At 63.6% G+C, this 16,049-nt stretch carries 18 protein-coding genes; 9 read left to right on the plus strand and 9 right to left on the minus strand.

The features are described 5' to 3' along the window. Positions 1-14 precede the first annotated feature (14 nt). Positions 15-704, minus strand: coding sequence for a hypothetical protein (locus HY556_01540; protein MBI4392469.1), 690 nt, complete (start codon positions 702-704; stop codon positions 15-17). A gap of 184 nt (positions 705-888) precedes the next feature. Here HY556_01540 and HY556_01545 point away from each other — a divergent pair, with 184 nt between their 5' ends. Continuing rightward, positions 889-1,074 carry a hypothetical protein gene (locus tag HY556_01545; protein ID MBI4392470.1) on the plus strand — a complete coding sequence of 62 codons (186 nt, stop codon included), beginning with the start codon at positions 889-891 and terminating at the stop codon, positions 1,072-1,074. A gap of 65 nt (positions 1,075-1,139) precedes the next feature. On the opposite strand, the gene HY556_01550 is transcribed toward HY556_01545, so the two are convergent. Further along, positions 1,140-1,583, minus strand: coding sequence for a CopG family ribbon-helix-helix protein (locus HY556_01550; protein MBI4392471.1), 444 nt, complete (start codon positions 1,581-1,583; stop codon positions 1,140-1,142). Positions 1,584-1,703: 120 nt separating this feature from the next. Between HY556_01550 and HY556_01555 the strand changes: the two genes are divergently transcribed. From HY556_01555 to HY556_01565, 3 genes are read left to right on the plus strand one after another with little or no spacing between them, the layout of a single operon-like run. Continuing rightward, positions 1,704-2,654 (plus strand): zinc ABC transporter substrate-binding protein, encoded by a 951-nt coding sequence (locus tag HY556_01555; GenBank protein MBI4392472.1) that lies wholly within the window; start codon positions 1,704-1,706, stop codon positions 2,652-2,654. Between the two features lie 2 nt (positions 2,655-2,656). Then, positions 2,657-3,430: a metal ABC transporter ATP-binding protein gene (locus tag HY556_01560; GenBank protein ID MBI4392473.1), complete on the plus strand. Its 774-nt coding sequence runs from the start codon at positions 2,657-2,659 to the stop codon at positions 3,428-3,430. 22 nt (positions 3,431-3,452) lie between these two features. Further along, entirely contained in the window at positions 3,453-4,301 is an 849-nt protein-coding gene (locus HY556_01565; GenBank protein ID MBI4392474.1) for a metal ABC transporter permease, read from the plus strand. A 42-nt stretch (positions 4,302-4,343) separates the two neighbouring features. Here HY556_01565 and HY556_01570 read toward each other — a convergent pair whose 3' ends face one another. The 3 genes from HY556_01570 to HY556_01580 all read right to left on the minus strand — a co-directional run bounded on the left by HY556_01570 (position 4,344) and on the right by HY556_01580 (position 6,775). Next, on the minus strand, positions 4,344-5,288 hold the full coding sequence (locus HY556_01570) for a cation transporter (GenBank protein MBI4392475.1): 945 nt from the start codon (positions 5,286-5,288) through the stop codon (positions 4,344-4,346). 102 nt (positions 5,289-5,390) lie between these two features. Further along, a complete protein-coding gene (locus HY556_01575; GenBank protein MBI4392476.1) occupies positions 5,391-6,275 on the minus strand; it encodes a hypothetical protein in 885 nt (294 codons plus the stop codon). Further along, a complete protein-coding gene (locus tag HY556_01580; GenBank protein MBI4392477.1) occupies positions 6,272-6,775 on the minus strand; it encodes a cupredoxin domain-containing protein in 504 nt (167 codons plus the stop codon). Before HY556_01580 ends, HY556_01575 begins: the two co-directional genes overlap by 4 nt. Before the next feature lie 100 nt (positions 6,776-6,875). Between HY556_01580 and HY556_01585 the strand changes: the two genes are divergently transcribed. After that, positions 6,876-7,385: a hypothetical protein gene (locus tag HY556_01585; protein ID MBI4392478.1), complete on the plus strand. Its 510-nt coding sequence runs from the start codon at positions 6,876-6,878 to the stop codon at positions 7,383-7,385. Positions 7,386-7,466: 81 nt separating this feature from the next. Then, the gene (locus HY556_01590) at positions 7,467-8,708 is read left to right on the plus strand and encodes a hypothetical protein (protein ID MBI4392479.1); all 1,242 of its coding nucleotides are present in this window, start codon (positions 7,467-7,469) and stop codon (positions 8,706-8,708) included. Positions 8,709-8,736: 28 nt separating this feature from the next. Here the strand turns inward: HY556_01590 and HY556_01595 are convergent, their stop codons facing one another. Both HY556_01595 and HY556_01600 read right to left on the minus strand, forming a co-directional pair. After that, positions 8,737-9,687: a hypothetical protein gene (locus HY556_01595; protein MBI4392480.1), complete on the minus strand. Its 951-nt coding sequence runs from the start codon at positions 9,685-9,687 to the stop codon at positions 8,737-8,739. Position 9,688: 1 nt separating this feature from the next. Beyond that, entirely contained in the window at positions 9,689-9,850 is a 162-nt protein-coding gene (locus tag HY556_01600; GenBank protein MBI4392481.1) for a hypothetical protein, read from the minus strand. A 510-nt stretch (positions 9,851-10,360) separates the two neighbouring features. On the opposite strand from HY556_01600, the gene HY556_01605 reads away from it, so the two are divergent. Continuing rightward, positions 10,361-11,461, plus strand: coding sequence for a ThiF family adenylyltransferase (locus tag HY556_01605; protein ID MBI4392482.1), 1,101 nt, complete (start codon positions 10,361-10,363; stop codon positions 11,459-11,461). Beyond that, positions 11,454-13,025, plus strand: a complete 1,572-nt coding sequence (locus HY556_01610; GenBank protein MBI4392483.1) for a M50 family metallopeptidase — start codon at positions 11,454-11,456, stop codon at positions 13,023-13,025. Before HY556_01605 ends, HY556_01610 begins: the two co-directional genes overlap by 8 nt. A gap of 137 nt (positions 13,026-13,162) precedes the next feature. Here HY556_01610 and HY556_01615 read toward each other — a convergent pair whose 3' ends face one another. Then, on the minus strand, positions 13,163-14,230 hold the full coding sequence (locus HY556_01615) for a phosphate uptake regulator PhoU (protein MBI4392484.1): 1,068 nt from the start codon (positions 14,228-14,230) through the stop codon (positions 13,163-13,165). Between the two features lie 151 nt (positions 14,231-14,381). Between HY556_01615 and HY556_01620 the strand changes: the two genes are divergently transcribed. Beyond that, positions 14,382-15,053, plus strand: a complete 672-nt coding sequence (locus HY556_01620) for a molybdenum cofactor guanylyltransferase (protein MBI4392485.1) — start codon at positions 14,382-14,384, stop codon at positions 15,051-15,053. An 82-nt stretch (positions 15,054-15,135) separates the two neighbouring features. Here the strand turns inward: HY556_01620 and HY556_01625 are convergent, their stop codons facing one another. Then, positions 15,136-16,002 carry a DNA integrity scanning protein DisA nucleotide-binding domain protein gene (locus tag HY556_01625; GenBank protein ID MBI4392486.1) on the minus strand — a complete coding sequence of 289 codons (867 nt, stop codon included), beginning with the start codon at positions 16,000-16,002 and terminating at the stop codon, positions 15,136-15,138. Positions 16,003-16,049: the final 47 nt, after the last annotated feature.

The following is a 16,049-nucleotide window of genomic DNA, read 5'->3' on the forward strand; positions in this document are numbered from 1 at the left end:
TATACGGCCGTCGACTATGGCTTTCGCCGGTAAAGGGCTATCGTTGCGACGAGCCCGAGGACGGCAGCCAACCCCGTCTCTGGGATGGGGCTCGCCTTCGACGAGCCGCCGCCGGAGACCTTGAGTGTGGCGATATCCGCCTTGAGTCCGGTGATATCCGCCTTTAGTCCGGCGATTTCTGCGTTGAGGGCGGTGATGTCTGCGGCGAGCTCGTCCGGCAACGGTTGCTCCTCGGGCCACATGATCGCCGCTAGGGAATCGATGTCGTGTTGCGGGGGCAAGGTCTGATCTATGGCGGACCCGTTGATGATCCCTTTTATCTTGAGCGAGTAGATTCCGGGCTCCGTGTAGATGATAGGGTACGTGTATTTGCCTGACAGACCGAATTGGCCCACGAGTTCGTGCGTGATATCCAATTCCTTGTCGCTATGGACGATGGAGATCTCGAATCCGACGGCGCCGGCCGCGTGCGCACCCGAAGTGTTGACGAGGCCCGTGATCGGCGTTCCCGTGGCGTTGTCGTAGACGCCGAGATCAAGTCCGGTCTTGTGCCACGTATACGTCGGTTCCCCGATGTGGCCCCACACGAATTTAATCCTGTCGTCGGTCGAGTAGACGGTCTTGTGGGCGGACGCCGCGCCGGCGGCCGCCAAGAGGAGCGCAGTCGCGATTACAAGCATCAACACGGTCCGTTTTGCAGTCATGTGGATCAACTCCGCGAGTTTAACAGTTTTCGAACACTACTGAATTATTTGTAGCTTGTGGTAAAGACGTTGGCGTGACGGCGGTCTGCTTTCGACCCTTGGCCGACGCCGCTCGCATTCGTGCCTCGGCGAGGGGACGGACCATGGCGAAACTGCTATGGTCGGTGACGGGTTGTAGTTCCCCATGGTGACAAACGCCCGTTCCGACGCTTCTGTCGCGCTACTCATCGCAAGCTTCATCACGGTCTTCAGTTTCGTGCGACAGTCCCTGTCGGATCCCCTCGGCTCCGTCGTCGCGACGCTCGCTGCCGGCGTCGCCGTCTTTCTCATCGCCCTCAAAGCCGTGCCTTGGTACCGCGGCGAGGCCTAGGGACGGGGGCCTTGACCGCAGGCCTCGATCCACACGCCTCCCGGGGGTTCTTTTTCCGAGGGTCGTCAAAGCAGGTCCACGTGGCTTGGGATGACCGTATGCCGCACCAAGTGTATCCCCTTGAGCGCCGAAAGCGCCGAGTAGAAGCTTGCCACACGCGACGACGCGCCGTCCACGACGAAGACCTCCACGCAGTCGTTGCCTCGAAGGTGCGCATGCATCATGTTCCGGATGATCTCGCCGTAGTCGTGCTTCACGGCGGCGACGCGCCTCTCGTCGGACTTGTCGAAGCACACCGCGACGACGGCCTGCTGCTTCGTGGACTTGGAGGCCCGCTGTTCCGCCACGAACTGCGTCAGGGCCGCCTGGACGGCGACACTGCGCCCGGAAAACGGCGTCTCTTGGACGAGGCGGTCGAGCTCGGAGAGCAGGCTCGAAGGGATCGAGACCGTGACGGGTTTCGCGTTCGCGTGCTTTGCGCCGGACACCATGGCACCAAGCCCGTTCACTGGCTTAAGCCCACCGCGGCCGGCACCTCGCGGCCTTATGAAGAATGGCCATTTTCTTCATATTGCGTTAATAAGACGGGTCGATGGCTTCATATCGGTCGGCCGACTGCCCGTCTTGCGATGAGCGCGCCGGTACGAAGGGAAGGCGAGAAGGGCCGCTCGCGCTCATCGGCGTCGCGGGCGCCGCTCCTCCTGGCGTTGTTGGTCATCGGCCCCGCCGTCGCGGGCTGCACCGCGCCTTCGCCGGCCAAGACCGACATCGTTGCCTCCTTCTACCCGGTGCGTTTCCTCGTAGATTCCATCGCCGGGGGAAGGCTATCGGCCATGACGCTCGTTTCTCCCGGGGTCGAGCCGCACGACTACGAATTGAAACCCTCCGACGTGGGCGCCATCGAAGGGGCCCGCCTCGTCGCCTACCACGGGGCCGGACTCGAGGTCTTCGAGGCGCAGGTGAAAGCGCTGGCGGCAGCGGCGGGTGTCGAGGTGGTCGAAGCCTCCCGGGGAGTCGATCGGCAGGTGCGCGACCTCGGCGAAGAGGGGACCGGCATAGATGCGCACATGTGGTTGGATCCGGTCAGGTTCAAAGCGGAGGCCGCGAACGTCGGGGCCGCAGTCCAGGCGGTGGATCCGGGCAACGCATCGTTTTATGCGACGCGCTTCGACGCGCTGGACGAACGACTCGCCGCCTTGGACAGGGAATTCGCCGAAGGCCTTGGGGGTTGCACAAAGCCGAAGATCATCACGACGCACGCCTCGTTCGGTTACATGGCGGACCGGTACGGTTTCACCCAGTACTCGATAACCGGCTTCGAGCCGGATGCGGAGCCCTCGGCCGAAAAGGTGAGAGCGGCGGCCGACCTTGCAAGGCGCGAGAACATCACCGTGATCTTTTTCGAGACCCTCGTCTCGCCGAAGGTGGCAAAGGTCGTCGCCGACGAGATCCACGGCACGGCCGACGTCCTCGACCCCGTCGAGGGGCTCACGGAGGAGGGCGAACGCGCGGGAAGCGACTACATCTCGCTCATGCGACGGAACCTCGCAAAGCTTCGAGATGCGATGGGGTGCACCTGACCTTGGACAAACCCTCAGTCCTCGACCTCACCGGCGTCTCCGTCGACTACGGCACCGACCGGGCCCTCGAAGCGGCCGACCTCGCCGTCGAACGGGGCGAGTTCGTAGGTGTCATCGGGCCGAATGGTGGGGGGAAGACGACCCTGCTTCGGGCGACCCTCGGCCTCGTGCCTGCGAGGGAGGGCTCGATACGGCTTTTTGGGACACACGTGCGCAGTTTCGTCGACTGGTTCCGCATCGGGTACGTGCCGCAAAACGCGAGCCATATCGACCCGCAGTTTCCCGCGACCGCTCTCGAGGTGACGATGCTCGGCCGGGTCGGTCGGCGTGGCCTCTTCCGTTGGCTCACGGCCGTCGACCGGGAAAAGGCCACGCACGCGCTCGAAGAGGTCGAAGCCGCACACCTTGCCGACCGCCTCATCGGGTCGCTCTCGGGGGGCGAGAGGCAACGCGTCTTGCTTGCCAAGGCGCTCGCCGGGGAGCCCGAACTCCTCATCATGGACGAGCCCACCACGGGTGTGGATCCGAAGGCGCGGTCGGCCTTCTATCGTCTGCTCGACCATTTGAACCACGAGCACGAACTCACGATCCTACTCATCAGTCACGACACGGAGGCGATCCTCCAAAGCGCCCACCGCATCGTCGCGGTGAACCGGCGCATTGTCTTCGATGGAGCGCCGGGAGTTTTCCGGGAGCGCGAGAACGTCTTGGGGGTCTACGGCCTCCACGTGACGCACGCCGAAGAAGGACACGGGGCGGCACGGGGTTCCCCATGAACGAAGCGCGCGAGGCGTCGAGATGAGCCTCCCGGGCCCCGCGGACGTCTTCGCGTACGACTTCATGGTGCGAGCGCTTGTCGCCGGCATCCTCGTCGCGTTCCTTTGCGCGCTGCTCGGGGTCTTCACGGTGCTACGCGGCATGGGAATGATAAGCGATGGGCTTGGCCACGTGTCGTTCGCGGGCGTCGCCGTGGGCCTACTCGTCGGCGCCTTTCCCCTCGAGTTCGCCCTGGTGGCAGCGATCGTCGGGGCCGTGGCGATCCAATTGCTCCAGGAGCGCGGCCTTCTCAAAAGCGACGTCGCCATCGGCCTCGTCTTCACCGGGGGTCTCGCGCTAGGCATCGCGATCGTGAGCCACGGGCGCGGCCTAGGCGTCAACATCTCGAGCTACCTCTTCGGCAACATCCTTGCCGTGTCCGCGGGCGACGTCCAACTAGTCCTCGCGCTCGGCGCCCTGCTCGCGGCCGCGACGGCGTTATTCTACAAGGAGTTCCTGTACCTCACTTTCAACGAAGAGGCGGCGCGAGTGAGCGGCCTCCCGGTGGGGGCTCTCAACCTGTTCTTCAGCATCCTCATCGGCGCGGGAGTGGCGCTCGCGGCGCGAGTCGTCGGCGTTCTTCTAGTGAGCGCCCTGATCGTGGTCCCGGCGGCTGCGGCGCTGCAGGTCGCCCGGAGTTTCAAGCGGACGCTTGCGGCCGCAGCCGCACTGGGGGTCGTCGCCGTGGTGGTCGGTCTTTACCTCAGTTTCGCCGTCGACATCGCGGCGGGGGCCGCGATCGCGCTTGTGAGCATCGGCGAGTTCGCAGCGGCGGCCTCGTGGCGCTTATTCCGTTCGATGCGCTCCGCAAGGGCGCGTAAGACAGCGTGACCCGGAAACCGGGCTCCCTGCCACATTACGAGCGTGACGGTGTTACCGCGCCTTCGGCGTCGAACGCCCTTCTGAGTCGTGGCCGAACCGCCTTCGCTCGCCACTCGACGAACAGAAATGGATGGTCGTGAAGACACCCCCGAGTTCGTTTTCCAATCGGTCGCGCACCTCGTGGGATACGACATCGGCCTCCTCTATGGTCATCTTGGGAGCGACGGTGAGGTGCAAGTCGAGATGCACGCGGTTAGGGCCCACGTACTCGGCCGCCATCGAGTGGACGCCTTGGACGCCGGAGACGCCCTTCGCCACGGTCTCCACGCGGACGTAGTACTCGTGAGCGGGGGACCCTCCGATGAGATACGGCACGTTCGAGAGGAACAGCCGGATGGCGTTGTAGACGATGAGGCCCGCCACCAGGATCGTCGCGAAGGCGTCGCCCTGGGAAAAGCCGGCGGCCACAAGAGCGATCCCACCCATCGCGGCCGCGACGCCCAAGACGTCGTTCAGGCTCTCCATGGCCTGCGCCCGGACGACGCCGCCCTCGGCGCGCTGATCTTTGAGGGCGAGGGCGAGTGGCCACAGGAGGAGGACACCGCTACTTCCGAGGACCGCGAGCGCGAGGCTGGTGTCGGTGCCAGGGTCATGCGGGCGGCCTAGCGAAAGCATGGCTTCCCGCACGAGGCCTGCCGCGACCAGGAGCACGAACAGGATCGACACGAGGACGGCCGCGAGGTTCTCGATCCGCCCGTAACCGAAAGGGTGTTTCTCATCGGGCGGGGCCGCGCTGAAGCGCGCGGCAAGGAGCAGTAGCACTATCTGCAGGATGTCGGTGAGGCTGTGGAGGGCCTCGGCAAGGACCACCACGAACCCGGTCTGCGCGTAGAGAAGGACCTTGGCAAGAAGCAACACGACGGAGACGAAGAGCGCGACACGGATGCTCCTCAGGCGACCCGGTGTGTTTGTGGCGTGGCCGCTGTGGTCGTGCACGCCTCGCCTTAGGTCCGACCGATTCAAGAAACCTTCGACGCGACGAGGCGCAGGGCCCGTTCTCCACCCGTCTTGCCTTCATCCCGCCGTTTCCACCGACGCCTATGGCGAATCCGGGCGCCGGCGCTTTGCAAAGGCGGAGAGAGCGATTGCCGCGCCCAGGCCGACCAATAGCGGGTAAAGACCGGTGGCCCCGGGGGTTTGGCGATCCGTTTCGGCCTTCTTCTCCTCCGAACCCGGAAGGGGGTCGAGCGCGTAAAGGTGCAATATCGGCGTGTCCGAGTAATCGAACCGGCCGGACTCGGAGGAGAAGCGCATGTGGTACATGCCTCCCGTGCGAAACACCTTGTCGACGCTCCACAACCCCGTTTCCTCCCTCGCCAGTGACGAATCATCGACGTCCACCAGCACACTGTGATCGTCGCTCCAGTGTTCGAAGCGGACTTTTACGTCCGTGAAAGGGTCCGAACGTGCCCCGGTCGACGCGTTCATCACCTCGAAGGCGAGTCCCACCGTCTTGTTCGTCGAGGAATCGAGCGACGGGTTCGCGGGCCGTATCCTGAAACCGAGCTCCGGGTAGACCGTGAAGTTGGTGTCGAGGACGTACTTGGTCCGGTTCGCTTCGAGCGTCAACGTCCCCACGTAGGGCCCGGGCCATTCCGTTCTCCAGAAGGCGCCGAAGACGGTCGGTGATTGGCGTTCGAATGATAGGGTCTCGTTCACCTTCCCGGGCAGCACCATCTGGAGCGTGATGTTGAGGTCGGCATCAAGGCCCGATGGCCCGTTCTTCGTGACGAATGCCGAGACGCTCGTGAGCGTCCCCCTGAAGACGGGCGCCGGGTAGACGTCGACGAAGACCGCGTACGGCCCGGCCGAGAGGCTCTTCGCCTCGCTGAAGCTCTCGACATGCGCGTTAGAAGCGCCCCCCAGCCAAAGCAGGGCAAGGACCAATCCCGACCGGATCCACCGGCGCGTGCCCGCCTTCAAGCTTTCCTCCGGGACGAGAAGAGCGCAAGGGCGACTCCCGCGGCGACGATGGCGAGGGGCGTGGGGCCCGGCGTCGCCTGCGACGACACGGCCGCCACTTCGAGAGCACCGCGCATCCCCGCCGCTTTGTGGCCCGGGATCGTGCAGTAGTACTCGAAGGTCCCAGGTTCCGTCAACGTGAAGTCGAGGGTCACGGTCGCGTTTGGCGCCATGGGCCCGGTGAAGGCGATCTTTTGGCCGCAGTCAGAAGAACGGGCGTCGCCGCAAACGAGCAGGTCGTGCTCGGAGGCGCCCGCGTTGAGGATGTTCATCACTATCGTGTCGATCGAGGTCGCGGCGAGCCTTTCCGGCGCGATGTGGAGCGGGGCCTCGTGCAGGTAGACCGCCTGCTCGATTGTTTTCGACTGGGCGGCGCTCGCGTGGGCCAAGACGCCGGCCGATCCGAACGCGAGGAGCAATGTGATCGTCCCGACGGCCAATCTGCTGGATACCTTCCGCATGATGAGGTTTGAACATTTTTCGAACGCCCATAATCCTTTCGGTGGCCGGACGAGGGAACGGCCGGCAATCCTTAAACGAAAGGGTTCGCTCCAATTGCCGGTGAAGATGCGTCCGGCAGTCCCCATCGCTGCAACGCTTCTTCTCGTCGTCGCCCAGGGCGCTTCGGGAAGCGGCGTAGTGACGGTCGATGTACTTTTCCATGACGGCGGCGGCCACGAGACGCCTTACCATATCGCCCCGTCGGAGTTCAACGCGACCGAGGGGGATCTCCTCGTCCTAACGGTCGTGAACCCCGGCGGAAACCAACAGGGGCACGATCTCGTGGTGGAGCGTCACCGGGACGCAAAGACGATGCTCCTGCAACCGGGGAAAAGCGAGACGCTGCGTTTCACGGCGGGCCCCGCCGGGAATCACACGTACTACTGCACGGTTCCCGGGCATCGGGAGGCCGGGATGGCGGGGACGATGCGGATCGCGGCGGGCCCCGTGGGCGACGAGGGCGATGGAAAGAGGACGGGCGTCGCGCCCGTGCCGGGCGTCCCGCTGCCGTTGCTTCTCATAGGCGTGCTGCTTCTTGTCAGGGCAAGGCGCCGGCGAAGAGCGATATGAAGAGGGTGCACTCGGGTGGACCAGGAGCCCGCAAGCCGCCAACAAAGGTTAAATAAGGTCGAAGGGTAAAGTCGCGTGTCGATGAATCGTAGAGCCATCTTGGCGACCCTTACGGGACTCACTCTCGTGGTCATCGCGCTGGTCCCCGGCCCCGGTTGGGGTGACGCGACCCACGAGCATCGCGCACCTACGGCGGACCCGTTGCGCTTCGACATGACGCAGTTCCTCACGGGCGAGAAAGGGATGACGCCGCTCGCACCGACGGCCGCCGCCGCAACGGTGATCGATGCGCCGGAATCATCGCCCGTCCAATCCGAGCCGGTCAAGTTCGTGACGAAGGCCGGGAGCAATTATTCGAAACGTTTCCTCGGCAAACTCACGCTCTTCGTGCAGTTCGACGCCCCGCCCGTCGGAATCAACGGCACAGGCCAACCAGGATTCGGTGTCGCGTTGGGAAAGAACGGAGAGGAATTGACGTTCAGCCAATTCACGCCCTCCGATCCGATCGCCCAGAACGGGACAGCGCCCTCGAAGTTCGAGATCGGCATCCTCGGCTTCGACCTCCCGTGGAAGGCCGGGGATACGATCGAGATCTGGGTCTACTACTACGGCTTGAACAAGGCCGAGAACCCGACGGTCCATTATCTCGTGGGGAACGGAACCTACAATTCGTCGCTTTGGATGCCGATGCAGTACGCGAGCATAGACGAGTTGGGGCACAAGCACGGGAACGCGAAGCATTTCCTGTACTCGGAATTCGACCCGTTCGACCTCAAGCGGCCGTGGCCGGGCGCCGAGCCGGTGGGAAACGACAGCATCATCATCAACGTCCGCACCTTCCACTACGCCTTCACGCCGGACCCCATAATCGTCAAGAACGGGACCCACGTCTATCTCCGGTTCTACTACGATCCGGCGCTCGACGACTTCACCAGCGACAGCGCCGAGGGGCTCCCGCCGGCGCCCACGAAAACGGACCCGGACGATCGAGGATCCTTACACAGCTGGTCGACGAGTTACGACCCGGCTCTCACGACCCGGATCTATGCCGGGGAAGTGGTCGTCGTGGATTTCATGGCCGATCGGCCTGGCACCTATCCGACGGCGTGCACCGTGTATTGCGGGAAGAGTCACTACAACATGCAAGGCGGGCTCACGATACTCGGCGAGAATGGGACAACCGATGAGGACGGGCCAGAAATTGATGGGTGTGAGGGGCCCGATTGCGTCGCAAAGCCGACCCCGACGCCCGGATTCGAGGCGTTGTCGGTACTGTTCGCGGCCGCCGTCATCGTGTTCGCGCGACGCCGAAAGGCAATATAGGTACAAGTACGTACTAGCGCGTTCCGTGTCAGCTTCCTACGGTCGTCCAGTTCTTCGCGCCGTCCACCGATTTGTAGATCGTCGCTGCCGCCGAAGCGTACAACGTCGTAGGCGACTCGGGGTCGATGGCGATGACCGACACGACCGCGTCCTGGTGGATCCCGTTTCCCGCGGCGTCCCAGGTCTTGCCCCCATCGTGGGTCAGCGCGAGCCTCGGGCCGCCCTGGACGAAGAACGCGTAGATCGTCCCGGCATCCCTGGGATGCACCGCGACGGCCGTCGCCGGAAACGCGGGCGAGCCGGCGACGATCTCCCACCCATCGCCGCCGTCGCGGCTCACCATGACGCCTCGCGCCGTCCCCGCATAGACCGTGTCCGGCTCGGTCGGGGAAGTCGACATCGCGGCGACTGGGTACGAGAGGTCGATCCCGAGTCTCTTCGCGAAGTCCTTGGCGTTCGTGGTCCGGTAGAGGCCGGTGCCGCTGTGAGCGCAATAGACGATGTCGGGATCCGCGCGCGAGACCGCCATACCGTGACAGTCCACCTGGCCTCGAAGGGCCGAGATCTTCCAGGAGCGACCGCCGTCCGTCGACTTCCGGATCCCCTGGCTTCCGCCACCCGTCGGATGCCCGCTCGACCAGGCGGTCTGATTGTCGGCCGGATGGAGGCTGAAACCCATGTAATCGGACTTGTCCGGACCCACGTACGACCAGTTTGCGTCGTCATAGCCGCGGATAACACCCGTGTGTGTCGCGACGAAGAGGCCGCGGGGATCGCCGGGATCGACGGCGAGACCGTGGATGTGGCTGAACGAGGTGGCGGGCTCGGGGACGTAGTTCGAAGCGGTCCCCGATCCAGATGGCGAGGTGCAGCCGGAAAGGGCGACCGTGAGAAGGATCAAGACTGGTGAAACCGCCTCGATCCTCAGGGCGCCGGATCCACGGCCCCGACCGATGCGTTGCCCGTCGTTCGCTCCCACTTCACTTACCCGCGCCCGAACCGCCCATCAGCCCGCGGCAGAAGTCCCACATCTCCTGGGTCGTCCAGCCGCTCATCGGGCCGCTTCCGGCGGCGACGTTGCTTACGATGGCGCCGAGCGCGAAGGCGAGGAGCGCGATCGCGACTACCTGCCATGATTTCATGCACGGAAGTCTAGGGTCCGAGGCTTTAAGTAATTTCTGTCCCCGTCCAACGTCGAGCGGGTTCCGAAGCCGCGCGTCGGGCGCGCGCGGCGAAATATCACGTCCCACATCGCGTTGAAGCCCGAGAAACGCGGCGGTCCATCCGCGAGTGCTCACGTCCGGACAATCTACGTCTGGATAAGGGGCGGTCGTTCGACTACGGACTCACGAAATACGTGAAATATCGAGCACCGCCCTCCTAGTCCGCTCGGGTCGCGACCGCGTGCCGCTAGAGCGACGCGCGTGCTCACGGCCCGAAGCCGCGACGGGAGGCTCCCGCGCCTACAGGAGGTGACAGAGCATGAGGCAGGCATTCAGCGTGGAAGTGTTGGAAGACCGGACGGCGCCGTTGTCGATGTTGACGGTGGCGGCGTGTTGTTGCAGCGACTGTTGTTAAGGAAACGACGACTTTCGAGACAATGACATGGTACGATACGAGATTTCAATATTTTTCCATTTCGCGGAAAGACCATGTGGAAAAGACCGAGGCTGAAGAGATCCTGGCAGAAACTGCGCCAGGAGGACGGCGTGATCGTTCTCTTGAACGAGCTGTCGAACGACCGGTTGCGAATACGCGACGAGAGGGGGGTGGCCTGGAGCATGCTGCAGGCCTTGGAGACTCCACATGATCCGGAGTCGTTGGTCGGCGCGATCAAGGGATCCACGGGCGCTGACGCCGAGGAGATCCTCGGTGGCCTGGAATCCCTCGGAGAGGCGGGGCTCCTGGAGGAGACGCTGATCGAACCCCCGCCGGTCCCCGCCGAGTACGGAAGAGCATACAAACGGAACCTTTACTTCTTCAAAGAGTACGAGACGCAGGAGCGTGACCGCAACAAGCTCCTTCTCTCGCTTTACAACGCGCGCGTCGCCGTCCTTGGACTAGGCGGCACCGGGAGTTGGGTGATCTCGTCGCTTCTTGCGGCCGGGGTCGGGACGCTACGCGGCGCCGACGGCGACGATGTCGGGCCGGAGAATCTCGGGCGGCAGACATTCTACCGGCGACGCGACATCGGAAAGGCGAAGACGCAAGCGATGGCGGACGAAGTGGCAGACTTCAATCCTGCGATACGCTTCGAGGCACGGCAGGGAATGGTTCGTTCGGTCGAGGATGTCGCGGCGCTCATCAAGGATTGCGATTTCTTGGTCGTCGGATGCGTGGGACCCCGTTTCACGCTATTTCGGTGGGTGAACGAGGCGTGCCTCGCCGCCGGCGTCCCTTTCATCGTGGTGCAGACTCGCGCCGTCGGCCCGATGATCGTGCCCGGGCACTCGGCGTGTTACACATGTTACGAGGGATTCCTGCGCGAGAACCACCCGTACTACGACCAATTGGTGGCCTCCCTGGATACGAACAAGGATGCCGCGCGGGAGATGCCGCAGTTCGGGCCTCTCGTCGCGTATTCCAGCGCACGCGCGGGGTTGGAGGTCGTCCGATACCTTTCGGGCTACGCGCAGCCGGATACGATCGATTGCATATTGCAACTCAACGGACCCGACTTAGAATGGAACGCGTTCAAATTCTCAAAAGACCCCGATTGTATATCTTGCGGAACGCGTGATGTGAATGACTGAGACAAATACCCACGAATGGCGCCCCGAGGACACCCCTAGACTAGCACCGACGCTTGAGTTTTCGCCAATGCTCCAGGGCGGTGTGCAGAAGGTGGTCGTCCGCGACGCCACCACACGCAGATATTACCAAGTGACCCCCGAGGTGGCCGGTGTCATCAAGCTCTTCGATGGCAGCAAGACGATCGCCGAGGTCGCGTCGCTAGCGTCGAGCACCCTGCAAGACGATGTCTCGTCCGGCGACGTCACACAACTCGTGGATCAGCTCTGGCGGTTCGGATTCCTTGAGGGGAGTGTCGCCCCTGCCCGCGACCCGGTGACGTGGCGAAGGAGACTGGCCATCCCGTTGGTCCGGTTCGAAAGCGGAGCCCGGTTTGAAAGGTTTGCGCGTTTCTTCGCCCCGTTTTTCTCCCCGAAACTGGCCACTCCGATGCTCTTGGCGATGGGGGCATCCCTGCTTGTCTTCATCTATCTCTTCTTCGGAGAGCGCAACGAGATCGGGATACGGATGATGATGGCCACGAGGGATTGGATGTCCGTGCCTTTCTTCCTCGCGCTCGTTTTCCCCGTGATGGTGATCCACGAGGCGGCGCACGCCATCGCCTTCATCAATTTCGGCGGTCGCAAGCCCCGGTTCGGCGTCATCGTGTTCCTGTTCGTCATCCCGGCGTTCTACACGGACGTGAACGATGCGTACCGCTTCCAGAACAAATGGCACAGGATCGGCGTGAGCCTCGCGGGACCGTTTTCGAACCTGCTTCTTGCGATACCAGCGCTGATCTTTTGGCCGTTGACTCAGGGCCTGCTTCACGATGCCGTGTTCTTCCTCATCATGATGAACATGAGCGTCGTGATCTTCACGCTCTATCCCATGTTCAGGGCCGACATTTACTACATCCTCGTCGATCTTCTCGAGATCCCGAACCTGCAGGAAAAGGCCATTGGCTACACGTGGGGTGCCCTGAAACACCGGTTTGGGGGCCCCCGCCCGGCAGTGCGGGCCGACGGGAGGCGACAGGCGACGATATTCGCGGCCTACGCCGTCCTAAGCGTCCTCGCTAACGCAGGCATTTTCTATCTCCTGTTCTTGCAAACGGTGGGCTTCACGCCGGTGGGCGATGCCGTGGAACAGAACGAATTCGCATTGGCGCTTCCCGGCGTCTCGGGGGTCCTGGTGATGCGCGACATGGCCGAGCGCGCCATGGCAGATCGCGACGGAACCGGCGGGATGGGAGACATGATGATGGACCAAGATCAGGTCTCGAAGAATTCATTGAAAGATTGTCCAAAAGCGCAGGCGGAGGGCGACGCGTCCATGACGATGGCGAGCGGCGAGTCGAACATGTCGTCGATGGACAATCAGTCGATGTCGTCCTCGATGGAAGGCATGGACCAGAACCAGACCGAGTCCGGCGCTAGTCCGACGGCCGAGGAGATGAACATGACCGAGGAAGAACATGCGGGAATGAGCGGAAACGACTCGGACGACCCGATGGCCCACATGTCCGGCGGCGACGGGGTGGAATCGATGGAAGGGATGGGCACGGGCGACGAATGCGATGAGTGAGGCTCTCCGGCGGCGCGCCGCCGTTCCAATCGTCGCGGGGACCAGGGCGACGGCGTCCGACGTTGCCAGCGCCGTAAACGGGTAGGCTCCAGACCACCAGCAAGAATTCCATTACGGGAAGGTGGGGAGGTTTCAGGCTACCCCTTCGCCTTCGTCCAGCCTTCCGGCTTCGAGAGGTTACTCGGCCGTTCGAGGTACCGGTTGAACCCGATGAGCGCGTTCTCGCTCCCGTACTCCGCTATCCGCCGGAGACTCCAGCTGATGTGCCTAAGGTGCGTGGCGGTGCCCGGGTCCTTGATGCTCTTGATGATGTCCGCGGTCAATGCTTCTTCCTCCTCCTCGAGCTTGAAGCGCGCCTCGACCGCGCGGTTCGCGAGCCGGATGTCCCTAGACACGACGGCCGCCATCGCGTCGCCGTTGATGCGCGCCGCGAGTTCTGAGACGCGGCGCAGGCGGAGGAGCAGGTCATCGTCGAGCTTCTTCCCGCTTTCAAGGAGCCACACGGCGTTCTTCGCGACTATCTCCGCATAATCGCCGATGGTCTCCAGGTTCTTCGCGATGAGACGGTTTCCGACGATGGGCAGCTGCTCCTTGAGGCCGATCTTCTCTGCGAGTATCGGGTCGGTCTGCGCTGAAAGGAGGAGGCGCAGCGCGAGATAGTACATCGTGTCCGCCTCGTCCTCCCGGAGCATCGCGTCCTTGGCGAGCGCCACCTGGCCCGTCGTCAGCGCCTCGATCGCCTCCTTGTGGATGGTCGCCCCGATCGTGTAGAGACGCTTCAGGACGGTCTCCATGGGGAAACGCGAGGTGTCTATCGAGCATTGGAGCTCTATCTCCTCAGGCGTCTCTTGCATGATGCCGAGGCCCATCAGTTTCATCGCGGCGGTGCGCGTTTCGTGGATATGATGGCTCTTGATGCGCCCCTTGCTCCTGACACGGATGATGTTGCGGCCCAAAACGTAATTACCGATGATGATCCGGCCGAGCATTCCGTCTTCGTCGCAAAGGTCGGCGTCGATGACGAACTCCTCGACCTGGCGGTCCCGTGTCTCCTTGCCGGCCACGGCGACTTTCAACGCGCCGTCGCTTTGCTCGTCGAGCGTGAGGAGGTCGCCCTTCTTTATCCTAAGTTTCTCCACCCAGTCCCTTGGCAGGGAAACGGACAATGTCGAGGCGCCGACCTTCTGGACCTTACGGCTTTCCAAGGTTCCGTTCTCCGCTACCCAGTTGTAATTACCAGTATAAGTTATTTTGCGCGGACGCGTCCACCGCCTCGCGCGTATGTTCCCACGCCTATCCGCCGGAACCTGCACGTTTTCAAAGCGTCCTAATAATCGCTACGCCGAATTACGGGTCGTGACAGTGTCCGCCATCATCCTCGCAGGCGGGAAAAGCAGCCGCATGGGCCGTGACAAGGCATTGGTGCCGCTCGCCGGCCAAGCCATGATCGTCTGGACCGCGGCCGCCATGAGCCGGATCCCAGGTTGCGTCGAGATCATCATCGCCGGAGGGAACGTGTCCCGTGGGGAGACCTATTCTCGCCTTCTCAAGGGTCACGTGCCGGTCCCCGTAAGGCCCGTCGCGGACCAAAACGAGGACGCCGGGCCCATCGCCGGCCTCATCGCCGCGGCGCGCGTGGCAAACGGTGAGATCGTGGCGCTTGCCCCAGTCGATTCGCCGCTCCTTCTCCCCGAACTCTACGTGCTCCTCCTCGAAGAGATGGGGACTCAGGCGGGCGCCGTGGCGGAAATCGGGGATCGCCCGGAGCCGCTCAATGCCGTATATCGCACGGCACGGCTTCTTGCCGCGACGGCAGATGGGGCCGTCGAGGCACCCCGCGACCTCGTCGAGCTCCTTGACGTCGCGCTCGTCCACGAAGCGCGCGTGAAGGAGGTGGACGAAGAACTCCTCACCTTCGCCGATGCGGACACGCCGGAGGAACTCGCGGAACTCGAGGACCTGATCGCGGCGCGAGGCGGAGGCGCCACGAGGGCGGGAAAACACGGGCTCGTGGACCAAGCGCGTTGAATCGCGGCTGAGCAGGACGCCCGCCCCCGTGTTGAGGGACACGCGAGACCCCGTCGATTCCTAGTGGCCCCGGGCCCCGCCGCTAGACGCGCCCCATCGTGATGATCGCGGCGCCATCCTTCCAGATCCGGATCGTCCCGCTCGACGAGACTGTCACCGCTATCGCCTTCGTGCGCCCGGATATCGAGGCGGCGGCGAGGTGCCTTCCGCCTAGGCCCGACTGCAGGTGAACGCCTTTGTCGATCTCGATGTAGCGCCCCGCGGCCTCCATGACGCCGTCCTCGCGGAGGATAAAGGCCCCATCGAGCTGCGAGAACTCCTTCGCGGTCTCCCACGCGCTGTCGTTCAGGAGGTTTCGTTCCGACTCCGGATGTCCCATGAACGGGTTGATGACGATCTGGCGCGAGCGCGACATGACGGCCGGCGCGTCGCCGATGACGAACATCGCGCCCGTCCTCTTGCCCTCGCGGCCCTCGCGGGCGAGTTCGCTTGAAAGCCGAAGCAACCGCTCCATCACCTTTAGGTTGCCGCGCCCCGAAAGCTCCTGCTTTACCTTCACCACTTCGGTGTCTCGAGCGAGGTTCACGCGGATGAGGGATTCGACGCCGCCGCCGCCGGCGATGACTAGAGCGTCGTCCTTCCCGTCGAGCCGGCCCTCAAGGTACGCCGTGGTGATGACGTCGCGCACTTGGCCGAGCCCCGAGACGCTTCCCGTGATGTCCTCCGTGGTGAGCATGGTCGCCCTGACCTTCGATTCGAAGGTTCTCGCGAGCTTCTCTTTGCTTGTGGCGAGGATGACGGGGGCTTTCGAACTTGCGATGACCGAGCGGGCGAAAGTCTCGACGTCCGTGACGAGAAGCGTCACCGTCGCCTTGGAATCGTGGATGAAGTCCGTGATGGGACCGGATGGGACGCGCGACCTCGTGGTGCTGGCCTTCGTCTTCGTCATCGGCGGTACAGCGCCTCACCATGGGATAAGCGTTGCCGGTCCCGAAA

Source organism: Euryarchaeota archaeon, assembly GCA_016207515.1.
Classification (GTDB): domain Archaea; phylum Thermoplasmatota; class SW-10-69-26; order JACQPN01; family JACQPN01; genus JACQPN01.

Coding starts and splice junctions, on each gene's coding strand:
- HY556_01605 (MBI4392482.1), top strand. CDS start 10,361: ATGTGGAAAAGACCGAGGCTGAAGAGATCCTGGCAGAAACTGCGCCAG.
- HY556_01610 (MBI4392483.1), top strand. CDS start 11,454: ATGACTGAGACAAATACCCACGAATGGCGCCCCGAGGACACCCCTAGA.
- HY556_01590 (MBI4392479.1), top strand. CDS start 7,467: ATGAATCGTAGAGCCATCTTGGCGACCCTTACGGGACTCACTCTCGTG.
- HY556_01600 (MBI4392481.1), bottom strand. CDS start 9,850: ATGAAATCATGGCAGGTAGTCGCGATCGCGCTCCTCGCCTTCGCGCTC.
- HY556_01625 (MBI4392486.1), bottom strand. CDS start 16,002: ATGACGAAGACGAAGGCCAGCACCACGAGGTCGCGCGTCCCATCCGGT.
- HY556_01540 (MBI4392469.1), bottom strand. CDS start 704: ATGACTGCAAAACGGACCGTGTTGATGCTTGTAATCGCGACTGCGCTC.
- HY556_01580 (MBI4392477.1), bottom strand. CDS start 6,775: ATGCGGAAGGTATCCAGCAGATTGGCCGTCGGGACGATCACATTGCTC.
- HY556_01565 (MBI4392474.1), top strand. CDS start 3,453: ATGAGCCTCCCGGGCCCCGCGGACGTCTTCGCGTACGACTTCATGGTG.
- HY556_01555 (MBI4392472.1), top strand. CDS start 1,704: ATGAGCGCGCCGGTACGAAGGGAAGGCGAGAAGGGCCGCTCGCGCTCA.
- HY556_01545 (MBI4392470.1), top strand. CDS start 889: ATGGTGACAAACGCCCGTTCCGACGCTTCTGTCGCGCTACTCATCGCA.